This is a genomic window from Streptomyces sp. NPDC030798 (genome assembly GCF_055572275.1).
In genome coordinates this window covers 718,668-734,995 of record NZ_JBVIDR010000001.1, presented here as the reverse complement: position 1 = coordinate 734,995, position 16,328 = coordinate 718,668, and the positions used below count along the sequence as shown (strand labels likewise).

The window sequence follows — 16,328 nt, the reverse complement described above, 5'->3', positions numbered from 1 at the left end:
TCCTCCCCGGCCACGGCGGGCGAGGAGGCATCGGTGGAACCCGTGACGGAGTCGTCCGCCCCGGCGGTGGACCGCGAGGCGCTGCTGACCGAGGCGATGGCGCGGGTGAGCGTGCCGTCGGGGGCGCAGGTGTCGGCGGCGGTGCTGGATCCGGCCTCGGGCGCCGGCGCCGTGTACGGCGACGACGCGTTCGACACGGCGAGCATCGTCAAGGTCGACATCCTGGCCACGCTGCTGCTCCAGGCGCAGGACGCGGGGCGGCGGTTGACGGCGGCGGAGAAGGCGTACGCCACGAGGATGATCGAGAACAGCGACAACGCCTCCGCGACGGCCCTGTGGCACACGATCGGGCGGGCGGCCGGGCTCGACGCGGCGAACAAGCGGTTCGGACTGACGGCGACCTCGGGCGGCGACGGCGGGCTGTGGGGCCTGACCCGGACGACGGCGGCGGACCAACTGGTGCTGCTGCGGCAGGTGTTCGGGGCGGACTCGCTGCTCGGCGCGGCGTCGCGGACGTTCGTCCAGGGCCTGATGAAGGGGGTGCAGGCCGATCAGCAGTGGGGGGTGTCGGCGGCGGCGACCGGCTCCTCGTGGGCGCTGAAGAACGGGTGGCTTGCGCGCAGTACGACCGGTCTGTGGGTCGTGAACAGCATCGGGCGGGTGACGGTGGACGGGACCGAGTACCTGGTGGCGGTGCTGTCCAAGGGGACGGTCGGCCGGTCCGAGGGGATCGCCCTGGTGGAGGCGGCGGCGAAGGCGGCGGTGTCGGGGTTCACGGGCGCGTCGAGGTGAACTTGCGGCTTCTCCACAGCACCACCGCCGCCACCAGGAGGACGCCGCCGATGCTGCCGGCCAGCGGGCCCGCCCAGTCCGAGGCGCCGCTGGTGGCCTTGGCCGGGTCCGGGCCGGAGCCGAAGTACTTCCTGCCGTAGGACGCGGGGCGCAGGCTCTCGGGTTCGAGGCGGTGGGCCGCCTCGAGGGCGGCGGCCGGGTCGACCATGCCGAAGCCGCGGGAGTCGTCACGGCCGCCCACCGGGGAGTTCCTGGCCGTGTCCTCCAGCAGCTTCTTGACCTGTGCCGGGGTCAGGCCGGGGTGCGCCGCCTTGACCAGGGCCGCCGCGCCGGAGACGAAGGCGGAGGCGGCCGAGGTGCCCCAGCCCTCGTAGTACTTGTGGTCGGGGTCGGCGATCACGACGTCCACGCCGGGCGCGCTGACGGCGGCGTACCAGCGGCGGGTGGAGAAGGAGGCGCGGGTGCCGAACTTGTCGACGGCGGTGGCGGCGATGACTCCCGGGTAGGCGGCCGGGTAGGAGACGTGGTCGCCCTTGTCGCCGCCGTTGCCCGCGGAGGCGACGACGACCACGCCCTTCTGCAACGCGTACTGCACGGCCTCGTCCTCGCTGGGCTCCGGGTGCGCGGAGCTGGAGTCGTCGCCGAGGGAGAGGTTGATGACGTCGGCGCCGTGGTCGGCGGCCCAGCGGATGCCGTCGGCGAGGGCGTTGCCCCGGGTGGTACGCGCCCTGCTGCGGGCGGGGTCGCCGTCCTCGAGGATCACGCGGACGGGGAGGATCTTGGCCTCGGGGGCCACGCCCATGATGCCGTCGGCGTCGCCCGGGCCGTGGCCGTGCCCGGCGATGATGCCGGCCATGGCGGTGCCGTGCCGGGCCCAGGTGCGGTCGCCCTGCCGGGCGCCGAAGCCGATCATGTCCTTGCCGGGCAGGACGTTGCCGGCCAGGTCCGGGTGGTCGGCCTCGACCCCGGTGTCCAGGACGGCGACGGTGACGCCCTGGCCCTTGGTGGTGCGCCAGGCCTCGCTGAGGTGGAGGGCGGACAGGCCCCACTGCTGGCCCCGGATGCCGTCGGCGTGGGCGGTGGCGGCGGGCAGCAGGACGAGGGAGCCGGTCAGCAGGAGGCTCACGGCGGAGCCGGTGACGCCGGTGCGGCGGCGGCCGGACGACGATCGCTTCACGAGGGCTTCTCCGTGGCCGAGTGGACGGTCTGGCGCAGCCGCCGTTCGACGCGGTCGGCCAGGCCCTGGGCCTCGTTGCCGAGGCCGGCCTGGGCGGGTGCCGAGGTGGCGCCGGAGCGGGTGGCGTCCGCGGCGGGCCGGGGGGAGTCGACGCTGCGGCCGTCGGCCCAGCCGGAGACGGCGAAGGCGACGACGGGGGCGTCGGTGAGGACGCTGATGGTCCAGCTGGCGCGCTGCTCGTCGCCGAAGCCGGCGGCGACGGTCCCCTTGGCGGCGAAGGGGCGGGGCATCAGGTCGGTGCGGTCGGTCAGGTGCTCGTCGCGGAAGCGGGCGGCGAGGGCGGACATGGCGGCGGCGTCGCCCTTGGTGAACAGCAGGCCGACGGTGGTGACGTAGCTCTGGGTGGCGTCGGTGTAGGTGGCGCGCAGGAGCCGCTGGCAGCCTACGGGGGCGAGCGCCTTGTGCAGCAGGGGGTCGAAGGCGTGGGCGCAGCCGCTGTCGGGGGCCACGGCTATCCGCGTCCAGGTGCGGTCGGCTCCGCCGGGGCCGGCGCCGGTGCCCTGGACGGTGGGCGGGAAGAGCTGGTCGACGGGGACGCTGTGCCACAGGGTGCCGGCCGCGCTGAAGCCGCTCGGGGTGGCGCCGTCACCGCTGTCGCCGGTGAGCCAACTTCCGGTCACGGCACCGCCGATGAGCCCGATGCCGAGCACCAGGCAGGCGGCGGCAGCAGCGGTACGGGGCGCCACGCGCACGCCGAGCCGCCGCCCCGGTTCCGGGTCCGCCGCGGGCCGTGCGGCGGCCCCCGCGTTCCACGACATCGCCGGATCCGGCGACACGGGCGGAGGGCTCGTCGGGTGCGCGGGGTCACTGGGGCTCCACGCGGTACGCACGTCCCGCGTCGGGGGCGCCTGCCGGCGTGGCTCGGGCAGGGGTGCGGCCCCCGAGCGGATCGGCCGCAACCGAGCGGTGGTCTCCTCCAGCACCTCCGCCGGGACCTGCGCCCGCGGGCGCCGCGCCGACGCGGCCGCCGACCCGGCAGCGGCACCGTGGGCGGAGGAAGACGCGGAAGCGGGACCCGGTGACGGCGAGGCCGGGGGGATCGGACGGAGCCGGGTCGTCGTCTCCTCCGGGGTCTGTGCAGGGGCGGCCGCGCCACGGGGCGCAGTCCCCGGCCGGTGGGACGGCCGCGGCGGCGCGACCGCGCCCCCACCGCCCCCGGCCGACGAGGCATCAACGGGCACGCCACCGGAGCGCCCGGCACTCGGCCCGGCATCGGAGCGCCCGACACTCGGCCCGGCACCGGCGGACGGCCCCGCACCGGCACGGCCCCCGGGCGTGCCCTCGGGACGCGCGGCCATCGGTACGGCACCAGAGGCCGGTCCCGTTCCCGTGCGCCCCCCTGCCGGCGGTGCATCGAAGAACGTACCGCCGGGGCGCCCGGCCACCGGCCCGGCACCGGCGGACGCACCCGCACCGGCACGGCCCCCTGCCGACGGTGCGTCGGCGGACGTACCGTCGGGGCGCCGGGGCGGCGGTGTGCCGGTGGACGGTCCGGAGTCGGTGCGGTCTGCCGGCGGTTGGGTGCCGGGGCGGCCCGCCTGCGGCGGAGTGGCCGTGGCACCGTCCGCGCCCGGGCGGCCCGCCGTCGGTGGGGTGTCGGGGAAGCGGGCCGAGGCAGGGGGTGGGGGTGGGCTGGTCGGGGTGGGGGGCGTGGGGACGGTGGCGGTGAGGCGGGAGGGGCCGGGGGGCGGTGGTTCCTCCTCGGGCCGCCTCGCCCCGCCCCGCGGGGAGCGCGGCGTGAACACCGACGGCTCGTCGGCCAGGTCGCCGTCCGCGGAGGGTGGGCTCGTCGGGCGTGGGGGGACGGGGGCGCGGCGCGCTTCCGTGCTCATGCACCCCCCGTTTCCTCGTGCCCGGGCCGTTTCCTCGTACGCGGGCCGTCGTGCTCCTCGGCCGCACCCGGTACGAAGCTCGTGCGAAGCTCCTCCGGGCACGCATACCCGTACGGCTGGACCGGCATCCCGGTTCAGGTGTGCGGCCGGGCAGGTTCCGCCGTACGTGCGCGTCACTCTACGGCCAGTCCGCGACAGAACGAGAACCAGTCCACCAGGGCGGGGCATCTGCCCGTATCGTCCCCCTACCCTGCGGTAATCCGGTCTGGCAGGCTTCCGTCATGACTGCGCGCGCCGCCGACCGGGCCCGTTACGACCGGGCCACCGCCCACCTCGACGCCCCTCTCGCGATCGTGGACCTCGACGCCTTCGACGCCAACGCGGACGACCTCGTCCGCCGGGCCGGCGGGAAGCCGGTCCGGGTCGCCAGCAAGTCCGTGCGCTGCCGTGCCCTGCTGGAGCGGGTCCTGGCCAGGGACGGCTTCCGGGGCATCATGTCGTTCACCCTCGCCGAGTCCCTGTGGCTCGCCCGCTCCGGGTTCGACGACGTCCTGCTGGCCTACCCGTCCGCCGACCGCTCCGCCTTCGCCGAACTGGCCGCCGATCCCAAGCTCGCCGACGCCGTCACCGTGATGGTCGACGACGTCGCCCACCTCGACCTGATCGACGCGGCCCGCGACGGCGGACGCGAAGTGGTGCGGGTCTGCCTGGAGTTGGACACCTCGCTGAAGCTGCTGGGCGGCCGGGTCAGGGTGGGCGCGCGGCGCTCGCCACTGCACTCCCCCGCCCAACTGGCCGAGCTGGCCCGGGCGGTGGCCCGGCGCCCCGGTTTCCGGCTGGTGGGGATCATGGCGTACGAGGGGCACATTGCCGGGGTCGGGGACGCGGTGGCCGGGCGGCCGGTGCGCTCGCGGGCGATCCGGCTGATGCAGGCCACCGCCCGGCGGGAGCTCGCCGAGCGGCGCGCCGCCGTGGTGCGATCGGTGCGGGCGGTGGCACCCGACCTGGAGTTCGTCAACGGCGGCGGCACCGGCAGTGTGCAGCACACCGCCGCCGAGGACGCGGTCACGGAGATCGCGGCCGGCTCGGGGCTCTATGTGCCGCGCCTCTTCGACAACTACACCTCTTTCACCGGCCGCCCGGCCGCCCTGTTCGCCCAGCCCGTGGTGAGGCGGCCCGGCGTCGGCGTGGTCACCGTGCTCGGCGGCGGCTACCCGGCCTCCGGGGCCCCCGGCCCCGACCGGCTGCCGGTGCCGTATCTGCCGGAAGGGCTGAAGTACGACCCGCAGGAGGGCCCGGGCGAGGTGCAGACCCCGCTGCTCGGCTCGCCCGCGGACGACCTGCTCATCGGCGACAAGGTCTGGTTCCGGCACGCCAAGGCGGGCGAGCTGTGCGAGCGGTTCGACACGCTGCACCTCGTCGAGGGGGACACGGTCACCGCGACCGTGCCCACCTACCGGGGTGAGGGGCACACGTTCCTGTGACCGGCCGGCCTACAGCGGGGTGACGTAGGCCCCGGAGATCCCACCGTCCACCAGGAAGTCGGTGGCGTTGACGAAGGAGGAGTCGTCGCTGGCCAGGAAGGCGACGGCGGCGGCGATCTCCTCGGCCTCGGCGAACCGGCCGACCGGGATGTGCACGAGGCGGCGGGCGGCCCGCTCGGGGTCCTTCGCGAACAGCTCTTGCAGGAGCGGGGTGTTGACCGGCCCCGGGCACAGCGCGTTGACCCGGATGCCCTCCCGGGCGAACTGCACGCCCAGCTCCCGGGACATGGCGAGCACGCCGCCCTTGGAGGCCGTGTAGGAGATCTGGGAGGTGGCGGCGCCCATCCTCGCCACGAAGGACGCCGTGTTGATGATGGAGCCCTTGCCCTGGCGGCGCATGTACGGCAGGGCGGCCTTGCAGCACAGGTAGACGGAGGTGAGGTTGACCTCCTGGACGCGCTTCCAGGCCTCCAGGCCGGTCTCCAGGATGGAGTCGTCGTCGGGCGGGGAGATGCCGGCGTTGTTGAAGGCGACGTCGACGCTGCCGTAGGTGTCGTAGGCCGCCTTGAACAGCGCCTCGACCTGGTCGGGGTCGGTGACGTCGACCTTCACGAAGAGCCCGCCGGTCTCCTCGGCGGCGGCCTTGCCGCGGGCTTCGTCGATGTCGCCGCAGACGACGTGGGCGCCCTCGGAGGCGAGGCGGCGGGCGGCGGCGAGGCCGATGCCGCTGCCGGCTCCGGTGACGACAGCGGTACGGCCGGCCAGCCGGCGGCAGACGATCTCTTCGGTCACAGTGCGGGGCCCTCCGTGCTGATGAAGACGTTCTTGGTCTCGGTGAAGGCGGTCAGTGCGTCGGGGCCGAGTTCCCGGCCGAGGCCGGACTGCTTGAAGCCGCCGAACGGGGTCCAGTAGCGCACGCTGGAATGGGAGTTGACGGACAGGTTGCCCGCGCGCACGGCCTGGGAGACGCGCAGGGCGCGGCCCACGTCCCGGGTCCAGATGGAGCCGGACAGGCCGTAGGGGGTGTCGTTGGCGAGGCGGACGGCGTCGTCCTCGTCGGTGAAGGGCAGCAGGACGGCGACGGGGCCGAAGATCTCCTCGCGGGCGGCCGCGCCGTCCGGCCGCTCCCCCGTCAGCACGGTCGGCGGGAACCAGAAGCCGGGGCCGTCGGGGGCGCTGCCGCGCAGGGCGGGAGCGCCCTCGGGGACGTACGACCGTACGCGGTCCCGTTGCTGACGGGAGATCAGCGGCCCCATCTGGGTCTTCTCGTCGGCCGGGTCGCCGACGACCACGGCGGCCAGTGCGCCGGCGAGGAAATCGCGCGCCTCCTCCAGCACCGTCTCCTGCACCAGGATCCGGGTGCGGGCGCAGCAGTCCTGGCCGGAGTTGTCCAGGAAGGAGAAGGGGTCCAGAGCGGCCTTCAGATCGGCGTCGGCGAAGACGACGTTGGGGCTCTTGCCGCCGAGTTCGAGGGTGACCGGCTTGACGCTCCGCGCGCACCGCTCCATGACCTCGCGGCCGGTGCGGGTGGAGCCGGTGAAGACGATCTTGGCCACGTCCGGGTGGTCCACCAGGGCGCAGCCGGCGATGCGGCCGTGGCCGGGGAGCACCTGGAAGAGGTGCTCGGGCAGGCCCGCCTCCAGGGCGAGTGCGGCCAGGCGGAGCGCGGTGAGCGGGGTGGTCTCGGCGGGTTTGAGGACGACCGCGTTGCCGGCCGCGAGGGCCGGGAAGGACCCCCAGGCGGCGATCGGCATGGGGAAGTTCCAGGGGGCGATCACCCCGACGACGCCCAGCGGTTCGTGGAAGGTGACGTCCCAGCCGCCGGGGGCCGGGATCTGCCTGCCCAGCAGGCGTTCGGCGCCGCCGGCCGCGTAGAGCAGCAGGTCGCGGGCGTTTCCGGCCTCCCAGCGGGCATTGCCCAGGGTGTGCCCGGCCTCGCGGACCTCCAGCCGGGCCAGTTCCTCGACGTGGGTGTCGACGGTGTCGGCGAAGCGGCGCAGCAGGCGAGCGCGGTCCGCGGGCGACACGGCGGCCCAGGCCCGCTGGGCGCGGACGGCCCGTACGACGGCGGCGTCTACCTCCTCGGCGCCGGCGGCGGGGACGGTGGCGACGGTCTCTTCGGTGGCGGGGTTGAGGACGACGAGCTCGTGCGGGTCGGACAAGGGGTGACCTTTCACAGGCATGTCACAGGCGTTTCACAGGCGTTCGAAGGAGCGGCGCAGCTCCCAGTCGGTGACCGCGGCGTCGAAGGCCTCGAGTTCGACGCGTGCCATGTTGCGGTAGTGGGCCACGACCTCGTCCCCGAAGGCGGCCTTGGCCACGGGGCTGTTCTCCCACAGCTCGGCGGCCTCGCGCAGGGTGGTCGGGACGTGCGCGAAGTCGGCGGCGTAGGCGTTGCCCGGGCAGGGCTCGGGGAGTTCGAGCTTCTGCTCGATGCCGTACAGGCCGGCCGCGACCAGTCCGGCGACGGCGAGGTAGGGGTTGACGTCACCGCCGGGGAGCCGGTTCTCGAAGCGCAGGGAGCGGCCGTGGCCGACGACGCGCAGGGCGCAGGTGCGGTTGTCGTGGCCCCAGGCGACGGCGGTGGGGGCGAAGGAGCCCGGCTGGAAGCGCTTGTAGGAGTTGATGTTGGGGGCGTAGAGGAGGGAGAAGTCGCGCAGGGCGGCGAGCTGTCCGGCCAGGAAGTGCCGCATCACCTCGGACATCCCGTCCGGCCCGGCCATGACGTTGGTGCCGTCGGCGTCGGCGAGCGAGAGGTGGATGTGGCAGGAGTTGCCCTCGCGCTCGTTGTACTTGGCCATGAAGGTGATCGAGACGCCCTCCTGGGACGCGATCTCCTTGGCGCCGGTCTTGTACAGCGCGTGCTGGTCGCAGGTGACCAGGGCCTCGTCGTAGCGGAACGCGATCTCGTGCTGGCCGGGGTTGCACTCGCCCTTGGCGGACTCCACGGTGAGCCCGGCGCCCGCCATGTCGTTGCGGAGGCGGCGCAGCAGGGGCTCGATGCGGCCGGTGCCGAGGATGGAGTAGTCGATGTTGTACTGGTTGGCGGGGGTCAGGCCCCGGTAGTGCGCGTCCCAGGCCTGCTCGTAGCTGTCCTTGAAGACGATGAACTCCAGTTCCGTGCCGACCTGCGCGGTATAGCCGAGTTCCGCCAGGCGGTCGAGCTGGCGGCGCAGGATCTGGCGCGGTGCGGCGGCGACCGGGGAGCCGTCCTCCCAGGCGAGGTCGGCGAGGAGCAGGGCGGTGCCGGGGTGCCAGGGGATGCGGCGCAGGGTGGTGAGGTCGGGGCGCATCGCGAAGTCGCCGTAGCCGCGGTCCCAGGAGGACATCGCGTAGCCGTCGACCGTGTTCATCTCGGTGTCCACGGCGAGGAGGTAGTTGCAGCCCTCGGTGCCGTGGTGCAGGACCTCGTCGAGGAAGAAGCGGGCGGCGAACCGCTTGCCCTGGAGCCGCCCCTGCATGTCGGGGAAGGCCAGGACGACCGTGTCGATCTCACCGCCGGAGACGAGGGCGTGCAGCTCCTCGACGCTCAGCGGGGGTGTGCGGTCTGCCACGGGAGAGCCTCCTTCGGCTGTGCGGCACTGTGCGGCCGGGACCGGGAGCCATAAGGTATTGCGGAGAACCATTGCCTGGGAAGGGGGCAGGGCCGGATGCCGCGGGAAACGGACGCGCGGGGGGCGCAGCCGGTGGACGACCGGCTCGCCCCGGTGCTCCGGCCGGTGCGGGCGGGCAACGGCTTCGAGGAGGCGCTGGAGCAGATCCTGCAGGTGGTCCGCCTCGGCCTGGTGCCGGCCGGCGAACGGCTGCCCGCCGAGCGGGAGTTGGCGGAGCGGCTCGGGATCAGCCGGGTGACGCTGCGCGAGGTGCTGAAGGTGCTGCAGGACCAGGGGCTGGTGGAGGCGCGGCGCGGGCGGTACGGCGGGACGTTCGTGCTGCCGCGCGCCGACGCGGGCGGCGAGGACGGGCTGCGCCGGCGGATCGCCGAGGTCGACATCGAGGACGTGCTGCGTTTCCGCGAGGTGCTGGAGGTGGGCGCGGCGGGGCTGTGCGCCGCGCACGGGCTGGCTCCCGGGCAGGCCGAGCGGCTGCGGGAGGCGCTGGACCGGACCAGTGACGCGCCGCTCGCGGACTACCGGCGGCGGGACACGCTGCTGCATCTGACGCTGGCCGAGCTGTGCGGGTCGCCGTCGCTGACCGCGCAGTACGCCGGGGTCCGGGCGCGGGTCAACGACCTGCTGGACGGCATCCCGCTGCTGGTGCGCAACCTGGAGCACTCGCAGCGGCAGCACGCCGCGCTGGTGGAGGCGGTGCTGGACGGGGACGCGGACGGCGCCCGGGAGATCATGCGGGAGCACTGCGCGGGTACGGCGGCGCTGCTGCGGGGTTTCCTGGCATGAGGGCGCCCTGCAAAGGTGGAGAGGTGGACCTTTGGATGCCGGGAGGACGCCAGTGAGCGACGTGCGGCCGCTGATCGGTGTGAGTACGTACCTGGAGACGGGGGCGCGGTGGGGCGTGTGGGAGCTGGAGGCGGCCCTGCTGCCCTCGGCGTACCCGCGGCTCGTGCAGCGGGCCGGGGGGCTCGCCGTGATGCTGCCGCCGGACGACCCCGGCCACGCGGCCCGGGTGGTGGGGCGGCTGGACGGGCTGGTGATCGCGGGCGGCCCGGACGTGGATCCGTCCCGGTACGGCGCCGAGCGCTCCCCCCGCACGGGACCGCCCGCGGTGCGGCGCGACGCCTGGGAGCTGGCGCTGATCGAGGCGGCGCTGGCGGCACGGGTGCCGTTGCTGGGGATCTGCCGGGGCATGCAGCTGCTGAACGTGGCGCTCGGCGGGACGCTCGTCCAGCACCTGGAGGGGCACGCGGAGGTGGTCGGGGTGTTCGGCGGGCATCCGGTGAAGCCGGTGCCGGGGACTCTGTACGCGGGGATCGTCCCGGAGGAGACCTCCGTGCCCACCTATCACCACCAGGCGGTGGAGCGGCTCGGTACCGGTCTGGTGCCGTGCGCTCACGCGGAGGACGGGACGGTGGAGGCGGTGGAACTGCCGTCGGCCGCGGGGTGGGTGCTGGGGGTGCAGTGGCATCCGGAGATGGGCGAGGATCTGCGGGTCGTGCGGGCCCTGGTGACGGCGAGCCGGTCACCGGCGACCTAGGGCCTCTCGTTCGGTCGAAAGACCCTGGGACCCAGCGGGGCAGGCCGGCATGGTCGGCCGGGCCTAACCCCTCGTCAGCGACAGCAGCTCCCGCGCCGGGCCCGTCGGTCTGTGGCCCGTCGGCCACACCGCCCGGAGGTCGCGGCGCAGGGACACGCCGTCCACCGGGATGCTCACCAGGCGCCGCATGGCCAGCTCCTCCCCCACGGCCAGTTCGCTCAGGACCGAGGGGCCGGCGCCGCTGACCGCCGAGGCCTTCACGGCCGTCGTGGAGGACAGCTCGATCAGCGGGCGGGCGAGGCCGCCCAGCGCACTGTCCAGGACCTGGCGGGTGCCCGAGCCCCGCTCGCGCAGGATCAGCGGTGTGGCCGCCAGCTCCTGCGGGGTCAGCGGGCGCCGGCGGCGGGCCCAGGGATGGCCGGGAGCCGTGACGACGATCAGGCGGTCCCTGGCGATCACCGTGGAGTCCAGGCCCGCCGGGACCGTGAGCCCCTCCACGAAGCCCAGGTCGGCCTCGCCGTCCAGCAGCAGCTCCGCCACCTTCGCGGAGTTGCCCGCGAGCAGGGACACCGCCGTGTCGGGCCGCTCGGCGTGCAGGGCGAGGAGCCACCCCGGCAGCAGGTACTCGGCGATGGTCATGCTGGCCGCGACCCGCAGCCGTGAGTCGCGGCGGTCCCGCAGGGCCCGGGCCCCCGCGTCGAAGGCGGCCGCCGCCTCCACCACACGGCGGGCCCAGTCGGTCACCAGGGCACCCGCGTCCGTGAGCCGGGAGCCGCGCGGCGAGCGGTCGACCAGGGCCACGCCCAGCTGGCGCTCCATCGAGCGGATGCGGCTGCTGGCGGCCGGCTGGGTGATGCCGACCTCCCGGGCCGCCGCCCCGAGGCTGCCCAGCCGGGCCACGGCCAGCAGCAGTTCCAGCGCGCCGAGGTCGGGCACCCGGTGCGCCAGCGAGCCGCCGGGCAGGCCGTCGTCCGTCGCGTACTCCTCGCTCATAAAACCAGCTTATGCCCCCATAGGGCCGAACTCCCTGGTCGCTCTCCGGCATCCGCTGGACGGTGGTGTCATGGTCATCGCAGCCCAGCTCCCTTCCGCCGTGCGGGTGCCCCGCGTCCGGCATCTCGGCCCCCACTGGTACGCCTGCGTCATGGGGACCTCGGTCGTCGGCACCGCCGGCGCCGCCCTGCGCCTGCCTCTGGGTGGCCTGCGGGCCGTCTGCACGGGTGTCTGGGCGCTGGCGCTCGTGCTGCTGGTGACGCTCCTGGCCGCCCGGTCCCTGCACTGGGCCCACCATCGCGACCAGGCCCGCGCCCATCTCCTCGATCCCGCGGTGGCCCCCTTCTACGGTTGTCTGTCCATGGCCCTGCTGGCCGTCGGCGGAGGCGCCCTGACGGTGGGCCGGGACTGGATCGGCACCGGCCCGGCCGTGGTGCTCGACGCGGTGCTGTTCGCCGCGGGGACGGGGGTCGGGCTCGCCGCCGCCGTCGCCGTGCCGTACCTGATGGCCGTACGGCACCGGGTCGAGCCGTCGCAGGCTTCGCCGGTGTGGCTGCTGCCGCTCGTCGCGCCCATGGTCTCCGCCGCGCTCGGGCCGCTGCTGGTGCCGTACCTGCCGCCGGGGCAGCCGCGCGAGACGCTGCTGATGGGGTGCCTCGCGCTGTTCGGGCTGAGCCTGCTGGCGACCCTGGCGGCGCTGCCGCTGGTCTTCGCCCGGGCGATCACCTCCGGGCCGCTGCCGCTCGCGCTCACCCCGACCCTGTTCCTGGTGCTCGGCCCGCTCGGGCAGTCCACCACCGCCGTGGCCCTGATCGCAGAGGCCGCCCCCGGGGTCGTACCGGCGCCGTACGACCGCGGTCTCGCCGTGTTCGCCGTGCTCTACGGGGTGCCGGTGATGGGATTCGCGCTGCTGTGGCTCGGGCTCGCGGGGGCGCACCTGGTACGGGCCCGGCGGCAGGGGATGGGGTTCGCGATGACGTGGTGGGCGCTGACGTTCCCGGTGGGCACGTGTGTCACCGGCGCGGCGGCCCTCGCCCGGCACACCGGTGTGCCGGTGTACCAGGGGCTGGCGGTCGGGTTGTACGGCCTGCTCGTCACGGCCTGGTCGGCGGCCGCCGCCGGGACCGTGCGCGGGCTGCTCGGCGGTGAGCTGCTCGCAGCGCCTCGCCCAGCACCCGGGGGGCCTCGGCCAGCGACGGGCCGTACCAGGTCAGGTGCCGTCCGCTGACGAGTGCACAGCTCAGCCCGGGGAAGGCCTCGGGCCCGTCGTCGGCGGTGAACCGGTAGGGCTCGCCGGGCAGGACCACGAGGTCCGGGGCCGCCGCCCGCAACTCCTCCAGGGGGATGCGGGGATAGCGCTCGGAGTGGCCGGCGTACACCTGGTGGACGCCCAGACGGGCCAGGACGTCGCCGGCGAAGGTGTCCCGGCCGAGGACCATCCACGGGCGGCGCCAGACCGGCACGACGGCCGTGCGGTGCCCGGCGGGCGGCGACAGCGCCGCCCAGGCGGCCTCGGCCTCCGTCAGCCAGCGGGGCCGGGCCGGCGCGCCGCAGGCCGTCAGCACCCGGTCCAGCTCCTGGAAGGCCTGCGGAACCGTCCGCACCTCGGTGACCAGCACCTGAAGGCCGCCCGCGCGCAGGGCGTCCAGGTCGGGGGCGCGGTTCTCCTCCTCGTTGGCGATCACCAGGTCGGGGGCGAGCGCGAGGACGCGGTCCACGGCCGGGTTCTTGGTGCCGCCGACGCGGGTGACGTCCAGGTCCGCCGGGTGGCTGCACCAGTCCGTGGCGCCGACGAGGGCCCCGGGCAGCGTGGCGGCCACGGCCTCCGTCAGGGACGGGACCAGGGAGACGACCCGCACTAACGCGTCCGGTCCTGGACCGCCTCGATGTGCTCGGCGACGGCCACCACGATCACCCGGGTGTCCGGGACCGTCGCCCGCCAGCGGTGGCGGACCCCGCCGGTCAGGTACAGGGTGTCGCCGCGGCCGAGGCGGTACGCGCGGCCCTCGGCCTCGATCTCCACGGCGCCGTCGGCCACGTACATCAGCTCGTCGTTGCGGTGCTGGAACTCGCGGCCGGCGTCGTGGTCGCCGGTGAACTCGGAGGCGTGCAGCTGGTGGTGTCCGCGGACGAGGGAGCGGGTGCGCGGGTCGAAGTCGCCGTCGACGACGGTTTCGGCGCGTACGACGTCCACGCTGCAGGCCGGGTCGGCGGCGGCGAGGAGTTCCACGGCGGTGGTGCGCAGGGCGTCGGCCAGCTTCTCCAGGGAGCCGCGGCTCGGGCGCGCCTTGTCGTTCTCGACCTGGCTGAGGAAGGGCACCGACAGGCCGCTGCGCTCGGCCACGACGGCGAGGGTGAGCGCCAGCGCGCGGCGACGCCGCCGGACGGCCGCGCCCACCCGCACGGGCTGCTGCTCTTTGTGGTCGCCCATCGCTCCGGCTCCCTCCTTCACTCGTCGTGCCACGGACCGGGTGCCCACCGCGGGACACACCTCTGAAGAGTTGTCTGCACCCTACGCATGTTCGGCAAACCGTTTCACGCGCCTGTCACATCCCTGACACGCCGGTGGGCCCGCACCCCCACGGTTCGCGCCAGCCGGGCGGGGCGCCGTGCGGGACGGGTCGTACCTGGTTCAAGGCGGATACGGCCGTCCGTGTTCCCGACGGCACCGGGGCGACGGCAGGGCGTGGTTGGCCGGATCCTTTCCGTGGCTGCGTGGCAGGAATGCCGCGAGGGGTGGGCCGGTCCGTACACATGTGGACGTACGGCGCCGCCCGCCCTGCCGCCCCGCAGGGCGACCGGCGCCCACTGGCCGACCGGGCCCGGGTGCTGCCCGAGGCGGCGGAGGGCCGCTGTCGGTGCTGTGCGGCATGATGCGAGCGTGACCGGACGACTCATGCTGCTCGACACCGCATCCCTGTATTTCCGCGCCTACTTCGGCGTGCCCGATTCCGTGAAGGCGCCGGACGGCACGCCGGTGAACGCCGTGCGCGGGCTGCTGGACTTCATCGACCGGCTGGTGAAGGACCACCGGCCGCAGCGGCTGGTGGCCTGCATGGACGCCGACTGGCGGCCGCAGTGGCGGGTGGACCTCATCCCGACCTACAAGGCGCACCGGGTCGCCGAGGAGCACACGGACGCGCCGGACGAGGAGCAGGTGCCGGACACCCTCTCCCCTCAGGTGCCGGTCATCGAGGCGGTGCTGGACGCGGTCGGCATCGCCCGGGTGGGGGTCGAGGGGTACGAGGCGGACGACGTGATCGGCACGTTCGCCGCCCGCGCGGACGGCCCGGTGGACATCGTCACGGGCGACCGCGACCTGTACCAGCTGGTGGACGACCGGCGCGGGATCCGGGTGCTGTACCCGCTGAAGGGCGTGGGCACGCTGCAGCTGACCGACGAGGCGGTGCTGCGCGGGAAGTATGGGGTCGACGGCAGGGGGTACGCGGATCTGGCGCTGCTGCGCGGCGACCCGAGCGACGGCCTGCCGGGCGTGGCCGGGATCGGCGAGAAGACGGCCGCCAGGCTGCTCGCCGAGTTCGGCGACCTGGCCGGGATCATGGCGGCGGTCGACGACCCCGCCTCCAGGCTCACGCCGTCCCAGCGCAAGCGGCTCACCGAGGCCCGGCCGTACGTCGCGGTCGCGCCGAAGGTCGTACGGGTGGCCGGCGACGTCCCGCTGCCGGACGTCGACACCGCGCTGCCGCGGGCCCCGCGCGATCCAGCGGGACTGGAGAAGCTGGCGGCACGCTGGGGGCTGGGCGGCTCCCTGCAGCGGCTGCTGACGACGCTCGGGACGGCCGAGGGCTGATCCCCGGGCGGGAGACTCCCGGCGCGGTCGGGAAACTTCCGGCAAAGGGATGCCGTCGGGCTCTCGGAGAGAGGTGTGGCCGGTGAGGGGATGCTAACTTAGGCTAACCTAACCAATGCAGCAGGAGGCCGTGATGGCAGAGCGTCCGGAACGAAAGCCGCGCAAGCCCCGTACCGCCCAGGTGGTGCGTACCGAGCGGCTGACCCCGCACATGCAGCGTGTGGTGCTCGGCGGCCCGGGGCTGGCCGACTTCGCAGCGGACACCTGCACCGACCACTATGTGAAGCTGCTGTTCGGCCCGGAGGGCGTGACCTACCCCGTCCCCTTCGACCTGGAGCGGATCCGCGCCGAGTTCCCGCGCGAGCAGTGGCCGGTGACCCGGACGTACACGGTGCGCGCCTGGGATCCCGAACACCGGGAGCTGACCCTGGACTTCGTGATCCACGGCGACGAGGGCCTGGCCGGCCCCTGGGCCACCCGGGTGCGGCCCGGGGAGAGCGTGCACTTCATGGGCCCCGGCGGTGCGTACGCGCCCGACCCGGAGGCCGACTGGCATCTGCTCGCCGGTGACGAGAGCGCGCTGCCCGCGATCGCCCGCGCCCTGGAGACGCTGCCCGCCGGCGCCCGGGCGCACGCCTTCGTGGAGGTGGCGGGACCCGAGGAGGAGCAGAAGATCGACTCCGACGTGGAGGTCGTCTGGCTGCACCGCGGGGACCGGCCGGTGGGCGAGGCCCTGCTGGCGGCCGTGCGCGCGCTGGAGTTCCCCGAGGGCCGGCTGCAGGCGTTCGTGCACGGCGAGGCGTCCTTCGTGAAGGAGCTGCGCCGGCTGCTCCGGGTGGATCTGCGGATCCCGCGCGAGGACCTGTCCGTCTCCGGCTACTGGCGCCTCGGGCACAACGAGGACGGCTGGCAGGCCTCCAAGCGGGACTGGAACGCCCGCATCGAGGCCGAGCAGGAGAGTGGCGGCGCGGCCGCCGCGTGAACCCGGCCGGGGCGGCGGCACCTTGACGGGTGCCGCCGCTCTCGCG

The 16,328-nt window shown here is 74.7% G+C and carries 14 protein-coding genes and 1 pseudogene; 7 read left to right on the top strand and 8 right to left on the bottom strand.

From position 1 onward, the window contains the following. The first annotated feature begins 33 nt into the window (after positions 1 to 33). Positions 34 to 792, top strand: a complete 759-nt coding sequence (locus ACZ404_RS03365; RefSeq protein WP_468435571.1) for a serine hydrolase — start codon at positions 34 to 36, stop codon at positions 790 to 792. On the opposite strand, the gene mycP is transcribed toward ACZ404_RS03365, so the two are convergent. After that, positions 773 to 1,969, bottom strand: a complete 1,197-nt coding sequence (mycP, locus tag ACZ404_RS03360; protein WP_468435570.1) for a type VII secretion-associated serine protease mycosin — start codon at positions 1,967 to 1,969, stop codon at positions 773 to 775. The genes ACZ404_RS03365 and mycP overlap by 20 nt on opposite strands. Continuing rightward, complete coding sequence (locus ACZ404_RS03355; RefSeq protein ID WP_468435569.1) at positions 1,966 to 2,787, bottom strand: hypothetical protein; 822 nt, start codon at positions 2,785 to 2,787, stop codon at positions 1,966 to 1,968. Before ACZ404_RS03355 ends, mycP begins: the two co-directional genes overlap by 4 nt. 1,355 nt (positions 2,788 to 4,142) lie before the next feature. On the opposite strand from ACZ404_RS03355, the gene ACZ404_RS03350 reads away from it, so the two are divergent. Continuing rightward, complete coding sequence (locus tag ACZ404_RS03350) at positions 4,143 to 5,345, top strand: amino acid deaminase/aldolase (RefSeq protein ID WP_468435568.1); 1,203 nt, start codon at positions 4,143 to 4,145, stop codon at positions 5,343 to 5,345. 9 nt (positions 5,346 to 5,354) lie between these two features. Here the strand turns inward: ACZ404_RS03350 and ACZ404_RS03345 are convergent, their stop codons facing one another. The 3 genes from ACZ404_RS03345 to ACZ404_RS03335 are packed head-to-tail and all read right to left on the bottom strand — an operon-like array spanning position 5,355 to position 8,899. Then, positions 5,355 to 6,137 carry a 3-oxoacyl-ACP reductase gene (locus ACZ404_RS03345; protein WP_468435567.1) on the bottom strand — a complete coding sequence of 261 codons (783 nt, stop codon included), beginning with the start codon at positions 6,135 to 6,137 and terminating at the stop codon, positions 5,355 to 5,357. Continuing rightward, entirely contained in the window at positions 6,134 to 7,507 is a 1,374-nt protein-coding gene (locus ACZ404_RS03340; RefSeq protein WP_468435566.1) for an aldehyde dehydrogenase family protein, read from the bottom strand. Before ACZ404_RS03340 ends, ACZ404_RS03345 begins: the two co-directional genes overlap by 4 nt. Positions 7,508 to 7,540: 33 nt before the next feature. Further along, positions 7,541 to 8,899 (bottom strand): glutamine synthetase family protein, encoded by a 1,359-nt coding sequence (locus tag ACZ404_RS03335; protein ID WP_468435565.1) that lies wholly within the window; start codon positions 8,897 to 8,899, stop codon positions 7,541 to 7,543. Between the two features lie 96 nt (positions 8,900 to 8,995). Here ACZ404_RS03335 and ACZ404_RS03330 point away from each other — a divergent pair, with 96 nt between their 5' ends. Continuing rightward, positions 8,996 to 9,742, top strand: coding sequence for a FadR/GntR family transcriptional regulator (locus ACZ404_RS03330; protein ID WP_468435564.1), 747 nt, complete (start codon positions 8,996 to 8,998; stop codon positions 9,740 to 9,742). Positions 9,743 to 9,794: 52 nt separating this feature from the next. Then, positions 9,795 to 10,496 carry a gamma-glutamyl-gamma-aminobutyrate hydrolase family protein gene (locus tag ACZ404_RS03325; RefSeq protein WP_468435563.1) on the top strand — a complete coding sequence of 234 codons (702 nt, stop codon included), beginning with the start codon at positions 9,795 to 9,797 and terminating at the stop codon, positions 10,494 to 10,496. 63 nt (positions 10,497 to 10,559) lie between these two features. Here ACZ404_RS03325 and ACZ404_RS03320 read toward each other — a convergent pair whose 3' ends face one another. Then, complete coding sequence (locus tag ACZ404_RS03320; RefSeq protein ID WP_468435562.1) at positions 10,560 to 11,489, bottom strand: LysR family transcriptional regulator; 930 nt, start codon at positions 11,487 to 11,489, stop codon at positions 10,560 to 10,562. A 70-nt stretch (positions 11,490 to 11,559) separates the two neighbouring features. Here ACZ404_RS03320 and ACZ404_RS03315 point away from each other — a divergent pair. Next, positions 11,560 to 12,558 (top strand): annotated as a pseudogene (locus ACZ404_RS03315) (TDT family transporter); the annotation flags it as partial. 25 nt (positions 12,559 to 12,583) lie between these two features. Here ACZ404_RS03315 and ACZ404_RS03310 read toward each other — a convergent pair. Next, positions 12,584 to 13,348 (bottom strand): helical backbone metal receptor, encoded by a 765-nt coding sequence (locus ACZ404_RS03310; RefSeq protein WP_468435561.1) that lies wholly within the window; start codon positions 13,346 to 13,348, stop codon positions 12,584 to 12,586. Next, the gene (locus ACZ404_RS03305; protein WP_468435560.1) at positions 13,348 to 13,920 is read right to left on the bottom strand and encodes a helix-turn-helix domain-containing protein; all 573 of its coding nucleotides are present in this window, start codon (positions 13,918 to 13,920) and stop codon (positions 13,348 to 13,350) included. Before ACZ404_RS03305 ends, ACZ404_RS03310 begins: the two co-directional genes overlap by 1 nt. Positions 13,921 to 14,370: 450 nt before the next feature. Between ACZ404_RS03305 and ACZ404_RS03300 the strand changes: the two genes are divergently transcribed. Further along, entirely contained in the window at positions 14,371 to 15,300 is a 930-nt protein-coding gene (locus ACZ404_RS03300) for a 5'-3' exonuclease (RefSeq protein WP_468435559.1), read from the top strand. A 133-nt stretch (positions 15,301 to 15,433) separates the two neighbouring features. After that, positions 15,434 to 16,282: a siderophore-interacting protein gene (locus tag ACZ404_RS03295; protein WP_468435558.1), complete on the top strand. Its 849-nt coding sequence runs from the start codon at positions 15,434 to 15,436 to the stop codon at positions 16,280 to 16,282. Positions 16,283 to 16,328: the final 46 nt, after the last annotated feature.